19 protein-coding genes are annotated in these 22,243 nt (G+C 65.0%); 12 read left to right on the top strand and 7 right to left on the bottom strand.

Annotation, left to right across the window (positions count from 1 at the left end):
- Positions 1 to 185: 185 nt before the first annotated feature.
- The 9 genes from glnA to HBF24_RS08010 all read left to right on the top strand — a co-directional run bounded on the left by glnA (position 186) and on the right by HBF24_RS08010 (position 12,738).
- Entirely contained in the window at positions 186 to 1,601 is a 1,416-nt protein-coding gene (gene glnA, locus HBF24_RS08050; protein WP_167171566.1) for a type I glutamate--ammonia ligase, read from the top strand.
- Positions 1,602 to 1,932: 331 nt separating this feature from the next.
- Positions 1,933 to 4,947, top strand: coding sequence for a response regulator (locus HBF24_RS08045; RefSeq protein WP_167171563.1), 3,015 nt, complete (start codon positions 1,933 to 1,935; stop codon positions 4,945 to 4,947).
- Positions 4,947 to 5,351, top strand: a complete 405-nt coding sequence (locus tag HBF24_RS08040) for a response regulator (protein ID WP_167171559.1) — start codon at positions 4,947 to 4,949, stop codon at positions 5,349 to 5,351. The genes HBF24_RS08045 and HBF24_RS08040 overlap by 1 nt, the downstream gene beginning before the upstream one ends.
- A complete protein-coding gene (locus HBF24_RS08035) occupies positions 5,348 to 7,039 on the top strand; it encodes a GGDEF domain-containing response regulator (RefSeq protein ID WP_167171557.1) in 1,692 nt (563 codons plus the stop codon). Before HBF24_RS08040 ends, HBF24_RS08035 begins: the two co-directional genes overlap by 4 nt.
- Before the next feature lie 414 nt (positions 7,040 to 7,453).
- A complete protein-coding gene (gene ahpC / locus HBF24_RS08030) occupies positions 7,454 to 8,017 on the top strand; it encodes an alkyl hydroperoxide reductase subunit C (protein WP_167171554.1) in 564 nt (187 codons plus the stop codon).
- Between the two features lie 131 nt (positions 8,018 to 8,148).
- The gene (gene ahpF / locus HBF24_RS08025; RefSeq protein WP_167171551.1) at positions 8,149 to 9,741 is read left to right on the top strand and encodes an alkyl hydroperoxide reductase subunit F; all 1,593 of its coding nucleotides are present in this window, start codon (positions 8,149 to 8,151) and stop codon (positions 9,739 to 9,741) included.
- Between the two features lie 96 nt (positions 9,742 to 9,837).
- Entirely contained in the window at positions 9,838 to 10,851 is a 1,014-nt protein-coding gene (locus HBF24_RS08020; RefSeq protein WP_167171548.1) for an ATP-binding protein, read from the top strand.
- Positions 10,848 to 12,260 carry a nitrogen regulation protein NR(I) gene (gene ntrC / locus HBF24_RS08015; protein ID WP_167171547.1) on the top strand — a complete coding sequence of 471 codons (1,413 nt, stop codon included), beginning with the start codon at positions 10,848 to 10,850 and terminating at the stop codon, positions 12,258 to 12,260. The genes HBF24_RS08020 and ntrC overlap by 4 nt, the downstream gene beginning before the upstream one ends.
- Positions 12,253 to 12,738 (top strand): GNAT family N-acetyltransferase, encoded by a 486-nt coding sequence (locus HBF24_RS08010; RefSeq protein ID WP_167171544.1) that lies wholly within the window; start codon positions 12,253 to 12,255, stop codon positions 12,736 to 12,738. The genes ntrC and HBF24_RS08010 overlap by 8 nt, the downstream gene beginning before the upstream one ends.
- Before the next feature lie 47 nt (positions 12,739 to 12,785).
- Here HBF24_RS08010 and HBF24_RS08005 read toward each other — a convergent pair whose 3' ends face one another.
- Positions 12,786 to 13,907, bottom strand: a complete 1,122-nt coding sequence (locus tag HBF24_RS08005; RefSeq protein WP_167171541.1) for a hypothetical protein — start codon at positions 13,905 to 13,907, stop codon at positions 12,786 to 12,788.
- A 127-nt stretch (positions 13,908 to 14,034) separates the two neighbouring features.
- On the opposite strand from HBF24_RS08005, the gene HBF24_RS08000 reads away from it, so the two are divergent.
- Positions 14,035 to 15,321 carry an acetyl-CoA C-acetyltransferase gene (locus HBF24_RS08000; RefSeq protein WP_167171538.1) on the top strand — a complete coding sequence of 429 codons (1,287 nt, stop codon included), beginning with the start codon at positions 14,035 to 14,037 and terminating at the stop codon, positions 15,319 to 15,321.
- 11 nt (positions 15,322 to 15,332) lie between these two features.
- Positions 15,333 to 15,809, top strand: coding sequence for an energy transducer TonB (locus tag HBF24_RS17465; RefSeq protein WP_167171536.1), 477 nt, complete (start codon positions 15,333 to 15,335; stop codon positions 15,807 to 15,809).
- A 6-nt stretch (positions 15,810 to 15,815) separates the two neighbouring features.
- On the opposite strand, the gene HBF24_RS07990 is transcribed toward HBF24_RS17465, so the two are convergent.
- The 5 genes from HBF24_RS07990 to HBF24_RS07970 form a co-directional block, all read right to left on the bottom strand.
- Positions 15,816 to 17,738 (bottom strand): phospholipase D family protein, encoded by a 1,923-nt coding sequence (locus HBF24_RS07990; RefSeq protein WP_240922339.1) that lies wholly within the window; start codon positions 17,736 to 17,738, stop codon positions 15,816 to 15,818.
- 70 nt (positions 17,739 to 17,808) lie between these two features.
- Positions 17,809 to 18,468, bottom strand: coding sequence for a YceI family protein (locus tag HBF24_RS07985; RefSeq protein WP_240922362.1), 660 nt, complete (start codon positions 18,466 to 18,468; stop codon positions 17,809 to 17,811).
- Between the two features lie 15 nt (positions 18,469 to 18,483).
- Positions 18,484 to 18,957: a histidine phosphatase family protein gene (locus HBF24_RS07980; RefSeq protein WP_167171530.1), complete on the bottom strand. Its 474-nt coding sequence runs from the start codon at positions 18,955 to 18,957 to the stop codon at positions 18,484 to 18,486.
- Positions 18,958 to 19,010: 53 nt separating this feature from the next.
- Complete coding sequence (locus tag HBF24_RS07975) at positions 19,011 to 19,643, bottom strand: ParA family protein (RefSeq protein ID WP_167171527.1); 633 nt, start codon at positions 19,641 to 19,643, stop codon at positions 19,011 to 19,013.
- 39 nt (positions 19,644 to 19,682) lie between these two features.
- Positions 19,683 to 20,714, bottom strand: a complete 1,032-nt coding sequence (locus HBF24_RS07970) for a hypothetical protein (RefSeq protein ID WP_167171525.1) — start codon at positions 20,712 to 20,714, stop codon at positions 19,683 to 19,685.
- 190 nt (positions 20,715 to 20,904) lie between these two features.
- On the opposite strand from HBF24_RS07970, the gene HBF24_RS07965 reads away from it, so the two are divergent.
- Positions 20,905 to 21,102 carry an antitermination protein NusB gene (locus HBF24_RS07965; RefSeq protein ID WP_167171522.1) on the top strand — a complete coding sequence of 66 codons (198 nt, stop codon included), beginning with the start codon at positions 20,905 to 20,907 and terminating at the stop codon, positions 21,100 to 21,102.
- Positions 21,103 to 21,187: 85 nt separating this feature from the next.
- Here HBF24_RS07965 and speE read toward each other — a convergent pair whose 3' ends face one another.
- Positions 21,188 to 22,039, bottom strand: a complete 852-nt coding sequence (gene speE, locus HBF24_RS07960) for a polyamine aminopropyltransferase (protein WP_167171519.1) — start codon at positions 22,037 to 22,039, stop codon at positions 21,188 to 21,190.
- Positions 22,040 to 22,243: the final 204 nt, after the last annotated feature.

Raw genomic sequence — 22,243 nt, 5'->3', positions numbered from 1 at the left:
CGCCGCATGCGGAGAGCGGCGTACGAAGCATCGCCTGCGCACCAGAAAGGAACAATTGGTGGGGTTGCTTGTTCCAATGTGGTGCATGTTTTTGCTATGGCATGCACCAACGCCCCGTTTTTTTCTACGCCCGGGTTGGCATACAGGTTGCATCACCCCGGGCATCTTTAATGTGAGGTTCGTCCATGTCCATTTCCGCCACCGATGTCCTGAACCAGATCAAGGATGAGGAAATCGAATTTGTCGACTTCCGCTTTGCCGACATGCTTGGCAAGCAACACCACGTGGCTTTCCCGGCGCACAGCGTCGATGAGGGCACCTTCGAAGACGGCAAGATGTTCGATGGCTCCTCCATCTCCGGCTGGAAGGGCATCAACGAGTCGGACATGATCCTGATGCCCGATCCGGACACGGCGCTGGTCGATCCTTTCAGCGCCCACAAGACGCTGATCCTCACCTGTGATGTACTCGAACCCAGCACGCTGCAGGCCTACGGCCGCGACCCGCGCTCCATTGCCAAGCGTGCACAGGACTTCCTGAAGTCCTCGGGCATTGCCGACACCGCCTATTTCGGTCCGGAGCCGGAATTCTTCGTGTTCGATTCGGTGCGCTGGCAGAACGACATGGGCCGTGTGTTCTACGAGATCGAGTCCGAAGAGGCGCATTGGAGCTCGCGCTACAAGTACGAGGAAGGCAACACCGGTCACCGTCCGGGCGTCAAGGGCGGCTACTTCCCGGTGGCGCCCGTCGACTCGCTGGCCGACCTGCGCGCGGATATGTGCCAGGTGCTTGAGGAGCTGGGCCAGGTGGTCGAAGTGCATCACCATGAGGTGGCCAACGCCGGCCAGTGCGAGATCGGCACTCGCTTCAACACGCTGCTCAAGAAGGCCGATGAACTTCTGATGATGAAGTACGTGGTCAAGAACATTGCCCACCAGAACGGCAAGACCGCCACCTTCATGCCCAAGCCGGTGGTGGGCGACAACGGCTCGGGCATGCACGTGCACCAGTCGCTGAGCAAGGATGGCGAAAACCTGTTCGCCGGTGACCTGTACGGCGGCCTGAGCCAGACCGCGCTGTGGTACATCGGCGGCATCTTCAAGCATGCACGCGCCATCAATGCGTTCTCCAACGCCACCACCAACAGCTACAAGCGTCTGGTGCCGGGCTTCGAGGCGCCGGTGATGCTGGCTTATTCGGCCCGCAACCGTTCGGCCAGCTGCCGCATTCCTTATGTAAGCAACCCCAAGGGTCGCCGTATCGAGGTGCGCTTCCCTGATCCGCAGCAGTCCGGCTACCTGACCTTCACCGCGCTGCTGATGGCCGGTCTGGATGGCATCATCAACAAGATCGACCCGGGCGCCGCCGCCGACAAGGATCTTTACGACCTGCCGCCGGAAGAAGAGAAGAACATTCCGCAGGTCTGCGCCAGCCTGGATCAGGCCCTGGACGCGCTGGACAAGGATCGTGAGTTCCTGAAGGCCGGCGGTGTCATGACCGACGACTTCATCGACGGCTACATCGCGCTGAAGATGCAGGAAGTGACCAAGTTCCGCGCGGCTACGCATCCGCTGGAATTTTCCATGTACTACTCCGGCTGATCGCCGACCTGCGGCCGTCCATGCGGCCATATGCGAAGAAGGCGCCCCTCGGGGCGCCTTTTCTTTTTCTGGTCCGATGAAAATACCTATCCGTACCATGAGGTACGGTACCTATTCAGGGAACTGGAAATCGGCCGATAGACAGGCCTATGCTTGAGAGCCGGATGGCCTAAAAAGGCTCCGGTCGCTGCCGGGAGGGCAGGGTCCCGGCGGGTGGCCGCATGAATTGCGGTCGCGGGGGGTGAGCGGTTGCAGGACGACCAGTGACGGTCGGTGCATCCGCCATCGAGTCTTGCGCGTGCTGCTTCTTGATGGAGGCGCAGGTAGACGCATGATCGAAAAAAACGTGGCTTCAAGGATTGGCCGCTTTCTGGGCATTCTCGCACTGCTTTGCGCCAGTACGTTGCTGGCTTGGCTGATCTACGCCTTCATCCAGCACCAGGCCAACCAGCACAGCGACCGCGTACGCAATCGCGCCGCCATCGAATTGACCCAGCGCACCATCGGCGGCGTATTGGGCAATGTGCGCGGCGATGTGCACATGCTCATCCAGTCGTCCGTGGTGCACGACTATCTGGACGACCCCACGTCGGCGCATGAGCAGAGCCTGCAACGATTGTTCGAGCGTCTGGCTCGGTTGCGTGGCTCCTACGCTCAATTGCGTTTGCTCGACGAACAGGGGCATGAACGTGTGCGTGTGGACTCGCACGGGTCGGCTACGCAGCTTATTCAAGGCCATCAGCTTCAGGACAAGGCATCAAGCTACTACGTGAAGGCGATCCGGCAATTGCCGCCGGGCCAGCTTTACATCTCGCCCATGGATCTGAATGTCGAGCATGGCCGGGTGCAGCAGCCATGGCTGCCAACCATCCGCGTTGGCGCGGGCGTGTTCGATGCCGATGGCATGCAAAAAGGCATGGTGGTGGTCAACCTGGATGGTCGAGGCCTGATCGCGCAGTTGCGCCAGGATGCCGGGCTGGCCGTCGGATCGATGTGGTTGCTGGACCGTGACGGCCACTGGCTGATCGGCCCCAGTCGCGAGGATGACTGGTCTTACATGCAGACCTCCGGCCGGCGCGGCGGACTGCCACAGCGCTACCCGCAGGTGTGGGGTGAGGTTCGTGCACAACAGGCAGGCCAACTGGAGACCGATGCCGGCCTGCTGACTTTCGCCAATATATCGCTGGGGGCCTCGGTGGCCGGCGCGCCGCCCTCGATGCTGCGGCTGGTGTCCCTGCGATCGGGCGACGGTTTGGACTGGTTTCCGTCGCTGCGTTTCTGGCCATTCTATCTGGTGACCTTTTTGCTTCTGGCTCTGATCGCAGCGTGGATTGCGCGACAGCAGGAGCTGCTCGGACGCGAGCGCGAGACCACCGAAGCCAACAGTCGCCTGCTCAACGACATCTTCCAGCACTCGCCGCTGATGATGAAGGTGAAGGATCTGGAGGGCCGCATACTGCGGGTCAACGAGACCGGTGCGCGCATGATCGGGCGTGATGCCAGTGTGCTGGAGGGCGAAACCCTCAAGCCAGTCGCCTCGCAGGCCACGCTGGCGATGATCGCCGAGCACGACGCCGAGGTCATGCGTACCAACCGTGTGACCCAGTATGAGGAGAACGTCGCTTACGTCGGTGGCAGTTATACCCTGCTGACCACGCGATTTCCCGTGACCGGCAAGCGCGGCAGCATCATTGGCGTGGGTGCGGTGTCGGTGGATATCAGCGCGCGTATCCATACCGAGGAAGTGTTGCGCCTGGCCAAGATCGAGGCCGAATCGGCCAATCAGGCCAAGAGCGCCTTCCTGGCGAACATGAGCCACGAGCTGCGCACGCCACTCAATTCCATCATCGGCCTGAGTGAACTGCTGATCGAGGACCTGGAGGAGGACAACCAGAATCAGCATGTGGAGCCGGTGCGACGCGTGGTGCAGGCGGGGCGGCATCTGTTGTACCTGATCAACGACCTGCTCGATCTCTCGCGCGTCGAGGCCGGGCGCATGGAATTGCGCCTGGAAAATTGCCTGGTGCGTGATGTGGTCGATGTGGTGGCCGGTTCCATGCAGCCGCTGATCGAGGCCAATGGCAACCGTTTCCACGTGGATATCGCGGCTGAGGTGGAACTGGTACACGCCGATCCAGTACGTCTGCGACAGGTACTGATGAACCTGCTGAGCAATGCCGGCAAGTTCACCCACAACGGCACTGTGCACCTGCAAGTGGCCTGTGCCGGCAACGGGAATGAACGACGTGTTTCGTTTACGGTGGCCGACTCCGGTATCGGCATGGATCCGGCGCAGCTGGAGACCGTGTTCGAGCCGTTCCACCAGGCCGACCCGTCCATTTCGCGCCGTTATGGAGGTACCGGCCTGGGTCTGGCGATAACGCGCCAGCTGGTGCTGCTGATGGGCGGCGATATCCGTGTCGACAGCGCCGTCGGGCGCGGCTCCACCTTCACCGTCTACCTGGCCTCGGGGATGCTTGGCGATAGCCGCGGAGGCGCGAGCACTTCGCTCGCCGACCGGCGTCCGGCCGGTAGTCCGTGGATCGACCATGACAACGGCGAAGGTGGCACACGCGGGCACACCGTGCTGATTGTCGATGATGATCCGGATGCCGTGCAGGTGCTGGCCAATGCCATTCGCCGCCAGGATGTGCGGGTGGTGGTAGCCAGTTCGGGAGCGCAGGCGCTGGCCATGGCGCGCAGCGAAGCCCCTGACCTGATGCTGCTGGATATCTTGCTGGGTGACATGAATGGCTGGGATGTGCTCGGTGCGCTGCGTGCCGACCCCCTGTTCGCGGAATTGCCTGTCATCGTCTGCACCATCACTGATCGCGAACAGCGCATGGTATCGCTGGGTGTGGCCGAGCATCTGTCCAAACCGGTCGACCGCAATCGCCTGCGCGCCCTGGTACGCCGGTTCATCCCCGAGGGGGATTCGGCGGTGATCGCCATTGCCGACGACGATGCCACCTACCGCCAGCTGCTGGCCGAAATTCTGCGCCGCGAAGGTCACGTGGTGTTCGACGTCGGCTCTGGTGGTGAAGTGCTGGATGTAATCCGACAGGATCCGTGTGATCTGGTGCTGCTGGACCTGTTCATGCCGGGAATGGATGGCATCGAGGTGATCGAGCGCATGCGCGAGGACCCACAGCTGGCCGACACCGAGGTGGTGCTGATCACCGCGGCGGACATCAATGGCCAGTTGCTCGATCGCATCCAGTCCAAGGCCATGACCCTGGTGCGCAAGCAGGCCGAGCCGGTGGCCGCCATCGTCGAGCGCGTACGTGGCATGCTGGCGCGCATGCGCAAGCGGCCACACACGGACAGTCACGGAGAGGGCCCCTGATGTGGCGGGTGTTGTACATCGAGGACGACGACAACAGCGCCTACATGCTGGCCCGACGCCTGGGCCGGGAAGGGTTTCAGGTCAGCGTGGCCCCGGATGGCGAAACCGGCCTGCTGCGCATGACCTACGAATTTCCGCACATCCTGATTCTTGATCTGGACCTGCCGGGTATTGATGGCTGGGAGGTACTGCGTCAGCTGCGCGACGATCCGCGCTGGAAATCCCTGCCGGTATTGGTGGTGTCCGCCCACGTACTGGCCGACGAGGCCCAGCTGGCGGTGGCTGCCGGTGCCCATGGATTTGTTGCCAAGCCACTGGATTTCAAAGCACTGCTGGCAAAGGTGCGCCAATTGCTGGATATTTCCGGGGACGATGACCTGGATGACCAGGGAGGGGATGCATGAACCAAAATGCGCGCATCCTGATTGCCGACGATGATGCCGACAGCCGCTATGTGTTGCGCCAGCAACTGCGGCGTCTGGGCTATGACACCATCATCGAAGCCGGCGATGGCGAGGAAACGCTGCGCCTGGTCAATCACGACATCGTCGATGTGGTGATTCTGGATTACATGATGCCCGGCCTTAGCGGCCTGGGCGTGCTGCAGGCCATGCGCGAAAGTGGGGTGCTGGCGCGCCGGCCGGTCATCATGACCTCGGCGCATCACTCCATGGACCTGATGGCACGCAGTATCAGCCTGGGCGCCGAGGACTACCTGATCAAGCCGGTCGACCGTGTGTTGCTGCATGCGCGCCTGACCTCGACGCTGGAGAAACTGCGCCTGCGCCGGGTGGAATCGGCCTTTGCCGTGCACTTTGATACCGATACGGGTCTGCCCAACCGCAGCACGCTGCTGGACAAGGTGGAGCTGTTTGCCAGCTCCAGTCAGCCCTACGCACTGGTGGTGCTGGTGATGCGCGATCACGCCGCGCGCGCACTGGGTGTCGGCGAAGGCCAGGCCGGCGTGGTCATGGCTCGCATGGCCGACTATTTGCGCGAATGTGCCCTGGGTGGCGACACGCTGGCGCGGGTGGCCGACGACAGTCTGGCCTGGATGGTGTCTGGAGTGGACGACAACGAGACGGGATTGCTGGACACCATCGAGGCGGCCCTGCGGCACCGTCACCCCGACGGCCACCTGGCTGGACCGGAGGGTACCTCAATGGCCACGGTGGGCGTGGTATTCGTCAGGTCCAATGACACCGGCAGCTCGCAGAACGCGCTGCGTCTGGCTATGAACGCGGCGGTCAACGTGCCGTTGGATGCGCCGCGACGGGTCGTGATTGCTCAACCAGGGCTGCGTGACGAAACCCGCAAGGCCATGCAGTTGTATCGCCAGCTGGAGCGAGCCCTGCACGACAACGAGCTGGTGCTGTACTTCCAGCCTCAGTACTACACCGCCGACCTTAGCCTGGCCGGCGCCGAAACACTGCTTCGCTGGCAGCATCCAGAACGGGGCCTGTTACCGCCGGGCCAGTTCCTGCACCTGGCCGAGCGCGGGCCGCTGGTCGAAGCCATCGACCGATACGTGCTCGCCGAATGCTGCCGCTACCTCAATACCCACGGTCAGCGCTTGCCGGACAACTTCGCGCTGGGCGTGAACATCAGCGCGACCAGCTTGACCAGCGGTGTGGTGCAGCGGGTCATTGAGCGCTCGTTGGACCCCAGCTATGCCCATCACCTGACGCTGGAGCTGACCGAGCGTGCGGTGATCGAAGATGTGGCCCGCTGCGTGCGCAGCCTGGGGCCGCTGCGCGAGCTGGGCGTACGCCTGGCGCTGGACGACTTCGGTACCGGCTATTCCTCCATCAGCCACCTGCAGCAGATTCCCTGCGAGGTGCTGAAGATCGACCGCAGTTTTGTTGATCGTGTCGATCGCCAGCCGCAGGCCAGGCGCCTGCTGCACGCGATGGTGGTGCTGGCGCATTCGCTGGATATCGAAGTGGTGGCCGAGGGCGTGGAGCGCGAAGAGGAATTGAAACTGCTGCGCAACTCAGGCTGCGAGCAGGTGCAGGGCTTTCTGTTGTCGCACCCACTGGCGCCGTCGCAGTGGCAGACGCTGCTTGACGACACCGTCCAGCTAACCCACTAAAAGCCCGTTGCGGTGCCAGTCACGGCATGGCGAAAAGCCCGTCCCGCCTCAGGGGTGCCTGCCTGCATTCGCCGTCGCCCGAGGCGGGTTTTCCTTCGTGCATACGCCCCGAAGGGAGTGGTACCTGCAGCGTCGTGATCGATCGACCATGTGGGCAGTGTGCCGTAACGCTTGTGTGCAGACGCTACCGCCGCCATGTGAACTGCGGGTCATCGGCCCAGGGGTGTACGTATTTTGGTCACATGTCTTCGGGCACCCTGTAGGCCGGGCGGTATCGGTGGTTATGGTGAGCGGCCCTTCGTGCATAGGCGATGGCTATCGAAATGATTGGATCAATCGATTTTCAATATGCTCTGACCTTCGGTACCGTAGGCCCCGTAACGCACTTTCTGGCACTAACCAAAAGGAACCGCAATGTCCCTTATCAATACCGAAATCAAGCCGTTCAAGGTCAACGCCTTCAAGGATGGCAAGTTCATCGAAGTGAGCCAGGACGACCTGAAGGGCAAGTGGTCCGTGTTCGTGTTCTATCCGGCCGACTTCACCTTCGTGTGCCCGACCGAGCTGGAAGACCTGGCCGACCACTACGAGCAGTTCAAGAAGCTGGGCGTGGAAATCTACAGCGTGTCGACCGACACCCATTTCGCGCACAAGGCCTGGCACGACACCTCCGAGGCCATCGGCAAGGTCAACTACACCATGCTGGGCGACCCGACCCATCAGCTGGCCAACAACTTCCAGGTGCTGATCGAGGAAGAAGGCATCGCCCTGCGCGGCACCTTCCTGGTCAATCCGGAAGGCCAGATCAAGCTGTGCGAAATCCACGACAACGGCATCGGTCGTGACGCCAGCGAGCTGCTGCGCAAGGTCAAGGCCGCGCAGTACGTCGCCGCCCACCCGGGTGAAGTGTGCCCCGCCAAGTGGAAGGAAGGCGAGTCCACGCTGACCCCGTCGCTGGATCTGGTCGGCAAGATCTAAGACGCCTGGCGTCTTGCCAAGTCGGGGCTGCGCTCAAGCGCGTCCCGCAGCGAGCCTGGCCGGACGCCGCGCGCGTCCGGCCACTTCCCGGCTCGTCTCTTATTCCCTGTTTCTCGACGGATTTCAAAGTCATGTTGGACGCCAACCTCAAGACCCAGCTCAAGAGCTACCTGGAGAAGATCACGCATCCGATCCAGCTGGTCGCCTCCCTGGATGACAGCGAGAAGGCCGGCGAGATGCAGGCATTGCTCCAGGACATTTTCGAACTGTCCGATCAGATCACCCTGGTTGAAGGCCATCACGGCGAGGGCCGTACGCCTTCGTTCGCCATCACCCGCCCGGGTACCGACATCGCCGTGCACTTTGCCGCCATTCCGATGGGCCACGAGTTCACCTCGCTGGTGCTGGCACTGCTGCAGGTGGGCGGTCACCCGATCAAGCTTGATCAGGATGTGATCGACCAGATCCGCGGCCTGGATGGCGATTACGAGTTCGAGACCTACGTCTCCCTGAGCTGCCAGAACTGCCCGGACGTGGTGCAGGCGCTCAATGCGATGTCGATCATCAACCCGCGCATCCGCACGGTGACGATTGATGGCGCGCTGTTCCAGGACGAGGTCGAGGATCGCCAGATCATGTCGGTGCCGACCATGTACTTGAACGGCCAGCCGTTCGGCCAGGGCCGTTCCAGCGTCGAGGAGATCATCGCCAAGCTGGACTCGGGCGCGGCCGAGCGTGATGCGGCCAAGCTCAACGAGCGCGACACCTTCGACATGCTGATCGTCGGTGGCGGTCCGGCCGGTGCCTCGGCGGCGGTTTATGCCGCGCGCAAGGGCATCCGCACTGGCATTGCCGCCGAGCGCTTCGGCGGCCAGGTGCTCGATACGCTGGCCATCGAAAACTACATTTCGGTGCCGGAGACCGACGGCCCCAAGTTTGCCGCCGCGCTGGAGCAGCACGTCAAGCAGTACGACGTGGACATCATGAATCTGCAGCGCGCCACCGGCCTGAAGACCGGTGAGGATGGCATCGAGATTTCGCTGGCCAATGGCGCCACTCTGCGCGGCAAGAGCGTGGTGCTTTCCACCGGTGCGCGCTGGCGCGAGATCAACGTGCCGGGTGAGCGCGAGTACCGCAATCACGGCGTGGCCTATTGCCCACACTGCGACGGCCCGCTGTTCAAGGGCAAGCATGTGGCGGTGATCGGCGGCGGCAATTCCGGCGTCGAGGCAGCCATCGATCTGGCCGGTGTGGTCGGCCATGTCACGTTGATCGAGTTCGACACCAAGCTGCGTGCCGACGAAGTGCTGCAACGCAAGCTGCGCAGCCTGGCCAACGTGGACATCATCACCCACGCCCAGACCACGCGCATCCATGGCGATGGCCAGAAGGTCAACGGTCTGGACTACACCGATCGTGCCTCGGGCGATCACAAGCACATCGAGCTGGAAGGCGTGTTCGTGCAGATCGGCCTGGTGCCCAACACCGAGTGGCTGAAGGATTCGGGCATCAAGCTCAGCAAGCACGGCGAGATCGAGGTGGACGCCAAGGGCCAGACCTCCATCCCCGGCGTATTCGCCGCCGGCGACTGCACCACGGTGCCGTACAAGCAGATTGTCATCGCCGTGGGCCAGGGCGCTTCGGCCGCGCTGGGCGCTTTTGACCACCTTATCCGTACTTCGGCGCCTGCTGAGGCCAAGGACGGAGTCGCTGCTGCCGCCTGAGCCTCCCCGCCCGCTCAGACGACACGGAAAGCCCCTCGATGCGTCGAGGGGCTTTTTTCATTTGCGCACCGCAGCAGTGCTCCCCAGAATGGTGCAATGGCCGCACCACTTTCATCCGACCTTGCCGAACGCCTGACCACCGGGCTGGCCGTGCTCGACACCGAGCTGCGCGTGGTCTGGCTCAATGGCGCGCTGGCCGATCTGCTGGCGGTGGGCGTGCGCGGCCTGCGCGGGCAGGTGCTCAGCGGCCTGATCAGCGAGCCGGGCTTTGCCGCCCATGCGGCGCGGGCGCGCAGCGAGGGGCGCGAGTTGCGTTTGCGCGGCATTACGCTGACCACGCTTCAAGGCGGCGAACAGGATGCGGATCTGGCGTTGCAGCCGCTGGGTGACGGTCAGTTGCTGCTGGAAGTGCATCCCCTGGCCGCCGCCGGCGATGCGCCGACGCCGCTGTCGGCGACGCTGCGCGGCTTCGCCCACGAAATGAAAAACCCGCTGGCCGGCCTGCGCGGTGCGGCGCAGCTGTTGCAGCGGCGCGTCGAGGAGGACGAGCTGCGCGATCTGGCGGCGATGGTGATTGCCGAAGCCGATCGCCTGACCACGCTGGCCAATCGTCTGCTGCATCAGGGCGAACGTCCGCATCTGGCGCCGGTCAATGTGCATGAGCTGGTCGAGCGTGCCGCCCAGGTGGTGGCACGCGAGCCGCGCGAGGTACCACTGAAGCTGCTGCGTGACTACGATCCGAGCCTGCCCAGCTTCACCGGCGATGCCGATCGGCTGCAGCAGCTGTTGTTGAACCTGGTGCGCAATGCCGCCGAGGCCGGTGCCGCGCAGATCGTCCTGCGCAGCCGGGTCGACCATGGTGTGCGTGTCGGCAATGGCGTGGCCCGGGCCGCTATCCGCATCGATATTGCCGACAACGGCGCCGGTGTGCCGGACGCCCTGCGTGGCAGCCTGTTCGCACCGCTGGTGTCCGGTCGCGCCGGTGGTACCGGACTGGGTCTGGCGCTGGCGCAGGAAATTGCGCGCGATCACGGCGGCGAGCTGCGTTACACCAGTCACCCCGGCGAGACCGTGTTCTCGCTGTACCTGCCGCTTGGAGAACCCGTGTGAGCGCCGAGATCTGGATTGCCGACGACGACCGCAACGTGCGTTTCGTGCTGGCCACCGCCTTGCGCGATGCCGGCTACAGCGTGCGCGAATTCAGCGATGGCGACAGCGTCATCGACCAGTTGGCCGAGCGTCGCCCCGCGGTGCTGGTCACCGATATCCGCATGGACGGCACCGACGGCCTGGCGCTGTTGCGCCGGGCGTGCGAGATGCACCCGCTGGCGGTGATCGTGATGAGCGCCTACACCGATGTCGCGGCCACGGCGGCGGCCTATCGCGCCGGCGCGCTGGATTATCTGGCCAAGCCGTTCGATCTGGACCAGGCGGTGCAGGCGGTCGAGCGTGCACTCAGCCAGGCGGCCAGCATCGAGCCGCCGCCGATGCCGGCTCCGGCGCATGCGCTGATCGGCGAAAGCGCGGCCATGCGCGAGGTGTTCCGCCTGATTGGTCGCGTTGCGGCCAGCGACTTGAGCGTATTGATCACCGGCGAAACCGGCACCGGCAAGGAGCTGGTGGCACGCGCGCTGCACGAGGAAAGCGCCCGTCGCGAGCGCCCGTTCGTGGCGCTCAATACCGCGGCCATTCCCTCCGAGCTGCTGGAGTCGGAGCTGTTCGGGCACGAGGCCGGCGCCTTCACCGGCGCCAACCGCCGCCATATCGGGCGCTTTGAGCAGGCCCAGGGCGGCACGCTGTTCCTGGATGAGATTGGCGACATGCCGCTGGCGCTGCAGACGCGGCTGCTGCGCGTGCTGGCCGGTGGCGAGTTCTACCGTGTCGGCGGTCGCGAGCTGATGCGCGGCGATGTGCGCGTGCTGGCGGCCACGCATCAGGACCTGGACGCCAAGGTGGCGCGTGGCGAGTTCCGCGCCGATCTCAAGCATCGTCTGGATGTGGTGCGCATCGCGCTGCCGCCGCTGCGCGCGCGCAGTGGTGATGTCGCCTTGCTGGCGCGCCACTTCCTGGCCGCCGCCTCACGCGAGCTGAAGCTGCCGGAAAAGCGCTTCTCGCGTGCGGCGCTGGCGGCACTGGCGCAGCGTCCGTTGCCGGGCAACGTGCGTGAGCTGGAAAACCTGTGCCGGCGCCTGGCGGTGATCGCCCCGGGCGCGGAAATTCTGCCCCAGGATCTGGACGATGGGGCCGGTGTGACCGAGCATGACGACGGCGACTGGTCGTTGGCGCTGCGCCGCTGGGCCGAGCACGCACTGGCATCGGGCGAGAGCGACATCCATGCGCGCGCCCGTGACGCGCTCGACCGTACGCTTCTGGAAGCGGCGCTGGCCGCCCATCAGGGCCATCGCCAACATGCCGCGGCCGCGCTGGGCGTGGGCCGCAACACGCTTACCCGCAAGCTGGGTGCCTCGCGGCGACGCCGCGCACCCGGCGCGCCGAAGGAACCCGAACACGATGACTGAATCTACCTCGTCCGCCGCCATTCACCTGCGCGCCGCGCACGCCGAGGACCGCGACCGCCTGGTGGCCTGGAACCAGGCCATGGCCATGGAGACCGAGGGCAAGCCGCTGGCCGCCGAGACGCTGACGCGCGGTGTGCAGCGCGTCCTCGACCAGCCGCAGCGCGGCTTCTATCTGATCGCCGAGCTGGATGGCGCGCCGGTGGGTGGCCTGATGGTCACCTACGAGTGGAGCGACTGGCGCGATGGCGACTTCTGGTGGATCCAGAGCGTTTATGTGGCCCCTGAGGCGCGTCGCCGCGGCGTGTTTCGTGCGCTCTACGGCGAGGTCCAGACGCGCGCCCGGCGCGCCGGCGCGGTGGGACTTCGCCTTTATGTGGAGACGGAAAACACCCGCGCTCAGGCTACCTACGCCGGCCTGGGCATGGCGCGTTGCCACTACCACATGTACGAAGCCGAATTCGGCGCCGACAACAGCTAGCCAGGCGCGGCGCCGTCGGACGCGGCGCGTGCCCTGTGCCGGCGCGTTTAATGCAGCGTGTCGACCGGCGCGCCCAGCTGGCCGTGCGCATCGAGCATGATGCAGCCCAGCGGTTCGGCTTCGGCGGCGCAGTCATAGCGTGCGCCCAGATCGGCCAGCAGTGCGTTGAGGCCGCCGCCCAGTGGAATGGCATGGGCCAGCACATGGGCCCGGCCGCCCGCGCGCTGCACCACGCTGACCACCACCGTGCCCAGGCCCGGTGCTTGATGGGCGACCAGCTGCGGCATGCCCAGCGCCGGATCGGCCTCGGCCAGCGGCAGATGCAGCACCGCGCGCTGCGGATCGTAGTCGCCGGCGGGGAAGTCCAGCGGCAGACGATGGGCCTCCAGCAACGCCGCGTGCTGGCGCAGCTCGAAGATGATCGCGGCCAGGTCGTGGCTCAGATCGGCGCGCGCTGACTGGCCGGCCAGCCACTGCAGCGGCGTCTGCGCCTGCACCACGCCACCGACGTAATCCATGGCCAGCCCGCGCGCGCTCAGCACGTGTTCCTCGCGGTACGGCGTCAGCAGCGCGGCTTCGATCAGCGTCCACAGCGCGGCCAGATTCATGTGCTCGTACTGCACGCAGGTCATCGCCATCAGGTCATGGCGGCTCAGATAACGCGCGTGTTCCAGACGCAGCCCCAGCGTGCGCATCAGGTAATCGGCGGTACGTGTACCGGCCTCGCCGCGGCCGACCAGCTCCACTTCCATGGCCTCGCCCAGCGCCTGGCCCAGCTCCGGTGGCGCCAGCAGGGTCCAGGGCACCAGCCGCATGGGGCTGCCGGCATAGCGCATGTCCGGTGCCAGCGGCTCGGCCGGCATGTGGCCCTGATGGGCGCCGAAGGCGATCACGTTGCCCTTGCCGCGCGGCACGCGCACGGCCAGTTCGTCCAGTGCTGTCCAGGTGGGAAAGCCCGGGCGCAGCAATTCCACCGCATCGAAATGCGCGCCGGCCACGGCCAGCTGGCTGCGCTCCACCTCGGGCAACAGCTGGCGCAAATCCTCGGCCATCAGGCCGGCCAGGGTTTCGGCCTCGTCGCGTTCGAGCAGGGGACGGCCGGGATCACTGCCTTCGGCCAGTTCCAGGGCCAGGACGGCGGGGCAGCTGGTCAGGTCGGAGCTTGCCATGGACAACGCATCACTGCTGGGAAGGGCGGGCCAGTCTATCACCGGCATGAACGCCATCCCGCGCAGGCTTCCGCACGGGCGCCGCGCGCGTTAGCCTTGAAGCAAACCCGATCACGGCTGTTGGACCATGGAAAAAACGCTCAAGCGCGTGGGTGTCATTGGCGGCGTGCGCATTCCGTTCTGCCGCAACAACACGGCCTATGCCGAAGTGGGCAACTTCGGCATGTCGGTGAAGGTGCTCGGGTCGCTGGTCGAGCGTTTTGGCCTGCATGGCGTGGAGCTGGGTGAAGTCGCCTTCGGCTCGGTGATCCGGCACGCTTCGGACTGGAACCTGGCGCGCGAGGCGGTGCTTTCCTCCGGCCTGGCGCCGACCACACCCGGCCTTACCACCGCGCGCGCCTGCGGCACCTCGCTGGACAACGCCATCATCATCGCCAACAAGATCGCCAGCGGGCAGATCGAGGCCGGCATCGCTGGCGGCGCGGACACCACCAGTGACGTGCCGATTGTCTATGGCGAGCGCCTGCGCAAGCGCCTGCTGGCGGTCAATCGCGCCAAGTCGCCGCTGGACAAGCTGCGTGCGGCCATGCGTGGCTTTTCCTTCAGCGAACTGAAGCCGTCCTTTCCCGGCGTGGCCGAGCCGCGCACCGGCAAGTCGATGGGCCAGCACTGCGAGCTGATGGCACGCGAATGGCACATCTCGCGCAAAGACCAGGACGAGCTGGCGCTGGCCAGCCACCACAAGCTGGCGGCGGCCTATGACAGCGGCTTTTTCGATGACCTACTGGTGCCGTTCCGTGGCTTGAAGCGCGATGGTTTCCTGCGTCCAGACAGCTCGCTGGACAAGCTGGCCGCGCTGAAGCCGGCGTTCGACAAGCGTTCCGGTCACGGCACGCTGACGGCGGGCAACTCCACCGGGCTCTCCGACGGTGCTGCCTCGGTGCTGCTGGGTAGCGACGAATGGGCTGCCAGCCGCGGGCTTTCGGTGCAGGCTTATCTGACCCATTGCAAGGTGGCCGCGGTCGACTTCGTGCATGGCGAGGGCTTGCTGATGGCGCCGACCATCGCCGTTTCGCGCATGCTCGATGAAGCCGGTCTCACGCTGCAGGATTTTGATTTCTACGAAATCCACGAGGCCTTCGCCGCGCAGGTGCTGTGCACGCTGCGAGCCTGGGAGTCGGACGAATACTGCCGCCAGCGTCTGGGCAAGGACGGCGCGCTGGGTGCCATCGATCCGGCCAAATTGAACGTGCATGGCTCCTCGCTGGCCACCGGCCATCCGTTCGCCGCCACCGGCGCGCGCATCGTTGCGTCGCTGGCCAAGTCGCTAGAGCAGAAGGGCTCCGGCCGCGGTCTGATTTCCATCTGCACGGCCGGCGGCATGGGCGTGACGGCGATCCTGGAGCGCCCCTGAGCGCGCGCGGTGTGAAGCCTCGTTCGGCCAGTCTCGGCATCTGCCTGCTGCTGCTGGCCATGTGTGTGGGTGGCACCGCCTGGTTGAGTCAGCTTGCGCGGTTGCCGGCACCGACCGAGGCCGGCCTGGTCGACGCACATGCACCGCGATTGGCGCCGTCAGTTCATCCTCCAACGGTGGCAAGGTCGCCGCGAACGCACCACTCGGTCGCCATGATCCATGAGCCGGCCGCACCGCCGCAGCCACTGCAGGCACCGTCACCGCGTTACCCCATCGAGGCGCTGCGGGCAGGTCGTGGCGGCAAGGTGGTGCTGGATGTGCGCTTGGCGACCAGCGGCCGGGTGCAGCGGGCCAGGGTGACTCATTCCAGCGGCGATGTGGCGCTCGATCACGCCGCGCAGCAGGCGGTACTGGGCTGGACTTATCCGGCGCAGGCGACACCACGCGATTTCGCTGTGCCGGTGCGCTTTCAGATCGACGCGCGCTGAAGCGATCTACAGTATGCCGCTCATACCGACACCGAAGGCGGTGATCAGGCGTGTGTAGATGGCCTTGAATGGCAAGTTCACTTCCGGGAAATCACCGACGGCGTGGTAGCACTTGAAGAATTGTGGATCGGTACGCATCAGCGGTGGACAGCCGGGATCGAGGTCGTAGCTGGTGGCGTAGCGGAATGGCCAGAAATCGAATAGAGGCAGATGCTCGGAAACCGTGCTGATGACCTTGTTGATGTCGGTCAGCAGCGGCACCTTGGACTGGCGCTTGGCGATCACCCAGGCGTTGTCGGGCCGGGTATCGACAAGTATCTCGTGGCGCACCTGCTGGGCGAAGCGACGGTCAAACACGATCACGCCCGACTCGGTGTTGTAGTGGTCCGAGCGCGGGTCGAAGTTGTGCGAGCCGACCATGGCGAACTCGCCATCGACCACGATCGACTTGGCGTGCAGCCCTGTGCGCACGCCTTTGGTGATCAGAGGTACCGGGCGGTTGCGGCGCCCACGGCTGCCCGATCCCGATCCCGAGCCGAAGCTGTGCGGTAGCTGCCCTTCGCCGGAGGCGCCTGCCTGCTCGGTATCGTGGCCACCAACACTCTGCTCCAGTGCCTTGTCGGCAACCACCGCCAGATCCTGTTCGGAGCCGGCGGCGCTGTGCTCGGGATGCGGCTTGAGCTCGAAGATATTGAAACCGTAGTCCTTCAGATAACGCTTGCGATGCTTGTAGGACATGGCATACACGGCGAAGGCATCGGTCGAGGCCAGCGAGTTGGTCGACACGATCACCTGTGGCGGATGCGCGCGTTTGTGCAGGTGGGTGAAGATCTTGCGCGCCTTGTCGCTGAGTACCAGATAGGGCGTCTGCAGCACGATCTGGTGCTTGGCGCTGGCCACCAGATGCATGATGTGGTCGGTCAGGGCGAGCGCCTGGCGGCGGTCCGGATCATCGGTCTTGGCCGGCAGGTCGGCGAAGAACTCCACTTTGCCCACCTTCAGCGTGTGCTTGAGCAGATGCGAGCCGATCCAGGCCGGATTTTCGGCATCAGTACGCAGTCGCGCCACGCGCGCCGGGTCTTCCCAGTCCGGCGTCTGCCAGCCGGGTGCATCCCGACCTTCCTTGCGCAGCAGGTGATTGACGTCGCGCAGGTGGGTCAGCGGCGTGGCGCGCTTGTGATGCCAGAAGCGGTTGAAACTCTTGGCCATGTCGCGGGCTGCCGGGCCGCCGACCATGACATCTCGATCGCGGTAATCGAACTGCGGGTCCCAGCCGAAATAGCGATCCTGGTAGTTGCGACCGCCGGTGATACCGATGGTGTTGTCCACCAGCACCAACTTGTTGTGCATGCGCTGGTTGAACTTGTAGAAGCAGCACAGCACGCCAGCGGCAAACTCCAGCGGCGGTGTCTCGGCGGCGTGGAAGGTGGGGTTGTACAGGCGTACCTGGAAGTTGGCATGCGTGCGTGCCAACCGTGCCAGCAGTTCGGTGCTCTGGAATGAGAACAGCTGGTCGGCGAGGATGTGCACCTTTACGCCGCGCTTGGCCGCACGCACCAGTTCGTCCAGCATCAGGTTGCCAACGTCATCCTGCTGCCAGATATAGGTCTGCACGTCGATGCTGTGGCGGGCGGCGCGAATGAGGTTGACGCGTGCGGCCAATGCGGCGCGCCCGCTCTCCAGCAGCGTCACGTAGTGCACCGGATGCCTGGGGGTGGACTCGGCATCGGCCTGGCGCGCTTCGGCCAGCAGTGGCGAGGGTGTGGCGCAGTGGTTGGCGTGGTGGCAGTCGCTGGCTTTGGGCTGGGTCACCGCGATCACCTGATCGGCCTTGCGGATTTGCGCACGCGAGAGCGAGCAGCCCTGCAGCAGCACAAGGGCTGTCAGCAGGCCGAGCAGGGGTGTCAGACGGCGGAAAGCAGGCATCATGGTCGGCAGATCATAGCGTGTGCGTGTGCACAAACTGTCGCCGTGCGACCGTGTGTCGGCCAATGCCACGCTAGGACAGTGCGTCCAGTCGGATATGCAGCACCAGCTGCACATGATCCGACAGCAATGTGCGATGCGCCGTCATGCCGTAACGCGAGCGTCGGATCTGGCCGCGAACGCTGACCGCGCAGGCCTTCTGTCCGGGATCGGGGCATTGCGTGGGAAGCAACCGGAAACGTACATGCCGGGTCACGCCACGAATGGTCAGGGCGCCCTCCACAGAGCCGCCGGTTCGCAGTTTGTCCAGCGCCAGCGGCGAGGACACAAAGTGCATGTACGGATATTGCAGTGCATCGAAGAAGTCGGCCGAGAGCAGTTGTTTGCGCATGCGCTGCCAGTCCAGCTGCACGCTTTGTACTTGCACCCATGCCTCCACCCGCACCTGCGGCGCCTGGTTGCGATGCCCAGGCAGCAGCTTGCCGCGACCAAGCACTTTGCTGAAGCGCCCGCCTATGTGGCGTAGCCAGAACAGGCGCACACTGAACTCGGCATACGAAGCGCGGGTGTCGATGCGCAGGCCGATGGCGTTGACCTTGACCGGATCGAGAGCGCTGACCGGCTCGGGCGCAGAGGCTGCCGACGCCGGTGGCCGGTGCTGCTGCTGTGCATGCACGCTGGCCATGCACAGCAGCGCGCCCAGCATCCCGCTTGCCCGCCGCTGCCAGCGCATCACCGCGCGCGCCCTTTAAGGAGACCAGAAGGCGTGCAGGCGACCCGCACCTGGTTCCAGCGCATCGCCGTCCAGGCTGATCCAGGCCACGGCCGCCGGTGGCATGCCGCGGTAGGCCTGCGAGCGGCCCTCGACCAGCAGCGCGACCAGCCGCTCCAAGCCAGGGTTGTGTCCGATCAGCATTACGCTGCGATGCTGTGCATAGCCATCCAGGAGCGTGATCAGCTGCCCCGGCGTGGCCTCGTAGATGTCCGGCTCGTAGTGCACCGGTGGCTCGCCGAGCAGGCCGATGACCTGCGAGGCGGTGCTCATGGTACGGCGTGCCGGCGAGCACAGGATGTGATCGGGACGGGCCTGGTGCTCGGCCAGCCACTGTCCGGCGGCACGTGCCTCGGCATCGCCACGCGCGCTCAAGGGGCGCGCCAGATCGCTGCCATCGGGTGTGGATGACATCGCCTCGGCGTGGCGTAGAAGTATCAGCTCGTGCATGGCGTTGGTAAATCTCCTGCGGCGCTGCATCTTGCCCCAGCGCGGCGGCCTTGTCAGCCGTGTCGCTGGCACCAGCGCAGCAGCGGTTTCCAGTCGTCCTGATGCTGGCGAACGGTCTCGGAGTGGTAGTCGAAAAGTCCCTTGCCCAGTCCAGCCAGAAACACGTAGGACTGGTTGTCGCGAAGCTGTGCCACCAGCGGGAAATACTGCGCCTTGAGCGCGGTGATGGCGTTGCGCGAGGTGACCGTGCGCGGACGCAGACGGTTGGCGACCAGTGCCACCGGCAGGCGCCCTTCGGCTACGGCCGGCAACGCCGAAAGCGCACCGAGAAAATCCAGTGTGGCATCGAAGTCGAAGGCTGAGGGCAGGGCCGGTACCAGCATCGCGCTGACATGCTCGAGCCAGGGCGCCAGTTGCCGCGCGGTGGTGCCGGCCGGGGTATCGATGATCAACGCGTCGGCATCGGGCGGCAGCTTGGCCATCACCGCCGGGCCGCGGGCCTCCAGTGCCAGCACACCGGAAAGATCATCGGGACGGCGCGCGCACCAGCGATAGGCCGAGCGTTGCGGATCGGCATCGATCACCACGGTGCGCCTGCCGGCATTGGCCAAGGCCGTGGCCAGGTTGGTGACCAGCGTGGTCTTGCCACAACCGCCCTTGCTGGCGGCAACGAGAATGGCGTGCATATGCGTGCGGCTCCCGCGTACCCGGTGATCTTGAGCCTACTACGAGTGCGATGGCGTCGCGCGTGGCTGGTCGGGTTCCTTCCAGTCGGCCGGCGCGTTCTGTGGAATGTCGAAGGCATGCAGCGCAGCCAGCATCACGCTCATCTGGGTGCCGCCATGGCGGGCCAGGGCCAGCAGCTTGTTGGCGACCTTGGCATCGTTGGCCGCGCGCGCCGAGAGCTTGCCGAACTGCTGCACTTGCCAGACCAGGTCACGGCGCTGAGTAGCTGCTTCGCTGCCGGTATCGGGCTTGTCGCTCAGCGTGGCCACCAGGTGCAGGCCCAGCGAGCGAGCCAGCGGATGGCTGCCCCATTCGAGAATGTGGCCCAGTTGTAGACAGTCATCCTTGACCTTGGCGCGGTCCTGATCGCTTTCGCACAGCTGCGCGATCATCGAGAAACCGGGCAGCGGCTGGGTCTGGCCCAGGCCGTAGACGATCATTACCTGAGCACCAGCGCGCGGCTGGCCATTGGCCAGTACCGACTTGGGCACCGGCAGCGTCATCACCGCATCGGCCAGCGCCTGCAGGCTGCGGCCGGTGTAGTCGTCATAGCGCGACGCCTGTGCGGCCCGGTGCAGCATCGCGCGCATGCCCTTGCGATCACCATCGCGTGCATGCACGCCGGTGGCCAGCATCCACACCGCGGCGTTGTCGGCATCGTCGCCTTCCAGCGCCTTGAGCGCGGCGGCGTTGGGGCAGTTGCCGGCCTTGGCATCGCAATCGGCCAAGGCCGCCCATTGTGTGGCCGGTCCGGCGTCTCCGGCATTCAGCGCGCGCTGGATCAGGCGGTGATAGCTCAGGCCCTTGCCTGGATCCTGCAGGGGACGGGCCAGCAAGGCGGCGCCCATCAGCGGCCGTGCCTCGGCGCGTAATGCCAGCACGCTGACCAGGTCATGCTGGAATTTCAGCAGCGCCTGGGCACGCGACTTCTGCGTGGCATTTGCTTGAGGTGCGTCGGCCTGCCTGGCCATGACCGGCAGGCCGATGGCGACGAGGGCAATGGCGACGAGCGCGGCGAACAGGCGGCGCATGGCAGATCTCCAGACACAGAAAGGCACCAGCATACGCAGCCGACGTGAAGAGTGAATAAAGCATCAATGCGCATTCATGCCCATGACCGTGCGCGTTACAAACGGCTTGTTACAATCGACGCCACCCACCCCGGTGTTGCCGTCGCACGGTTCCACGCCGGCGCATCCCCCGAGGCCTGCGGAGTGCTCGATGGATCAAGTTTCGATGTTCGCCTCCCAGGGGGCGCCGTTTTTCGTCGGCTGGGGCACGCTTGCCCTGGTCAATGCCGGACTGGCCCAGGGCAAGAATCGCAGCGGCCTGCTCTGGTTCCTGCTTTCGCTGCTGCTGGGGCCGGTGGCCACACTGATCATCGTGCTGCTGTCCAAGCAGCGCACCAAGCTGTTCTAGTTCTAGTCAGCCGTCTGCAAAAGAAAAGCCCCGCGGCGTGGCCACGGGGCTCAATATGACGTTGCTGCTTGATTGGCGTTGGGGCTTATTCGCCCAATTCCTCGCGCATGAACTCCGGCTGCGCCAACGCGGCGCGGTGGATGTCGGCGTTGTAGTAGCGCGTTGGGAAGTTCTTGGTGGCTGCGCCGCGTTCGCGGAAGCCCGCCAGGTCCGCGCCCTTGCGCGCCATGGTGCAGCTCCACCAGCCAGTGGGGTAGCAAGGCTGCGGGAATGGCAGCGTGCGCGTGGCGTGGAAACCGGCGGTGCGCATGGCCGCACGCATGGCCTTGATCAGCTCCAGGTGCGCCAGCGGTGATTCACTCTGCTGCACCAGGATGCCGCCCTGGCGCAGCGCCTTGTGGCAGCTGGCGTAGAAGGCGGCGTTGAACAGGCCTTCGGCCGGGCCGACCGGATCGGTGGAGTCGACAATGATCAGGTCGACGCTTTCCGGCTCGCACTCGGCCATGTACTTGATGCCGTCGATGAACTTGAGCTCGGCGCGCGGATCGTTGTTGGACTCGCACAGCTCCGGGAAGTGCTCTTCGGCCAGACGCGTGACGCGCTCGTCGATCTCCACCTGCACGGCGTGCTCGACTTCCTCATGACGCAGCACCTCGCGCAGCGTGCCGCAGTCGCCGCCGCCAATGATGATCACGCGCTTGGCACGCGGATGCGTGAACAGCGCCGGGTGCGTCATCATCTCGTGGTACAGGAAGTTGTCGCGGCTGGTCAGCATGACGCAGCCGTCGATCACCATCAGCTTGCCCCAGTCGGTGGTCTGGTGGATCTCGATGGTCTGGAACGGCGTCTTTTCCGAGTGCAGCAGTCGCTCGGTACGAAAGCCGATGGATGAACCGGAGGCCTGATGCGCTTCGGTGAACCAGCTGGGCTGCGACATGGGGAATCCTGAACACAAAAGGGTTGATCGGGGAGCGCGATTGTACCGGTATCGGCGCCCCGGCGGCTAACTTGCGCTTCTCGCCTGCGGCGATGAACCGCTAAACTGCACGCTTTCCAGGTTCGCCCCGCGGCGTGCAAGGCTTCCGGCGGCCTGGATGGTTTTTCGTCAAGGCCCGCCGCTGCGACGCCCCTTGCATCTGTC

This window comes from Oleiagrimonas sp. C23AA, assembly GCF_011759385.1.
Lineage (GTDB): Bacteria > Pseudomonadota > Gammaproteobacteria > Xanthomonadales > Rhodanobacteraceae > Oleiagrimonas.
This window is presented reverse-complemented; position numbering and strand designations above follow the sequence as displayed.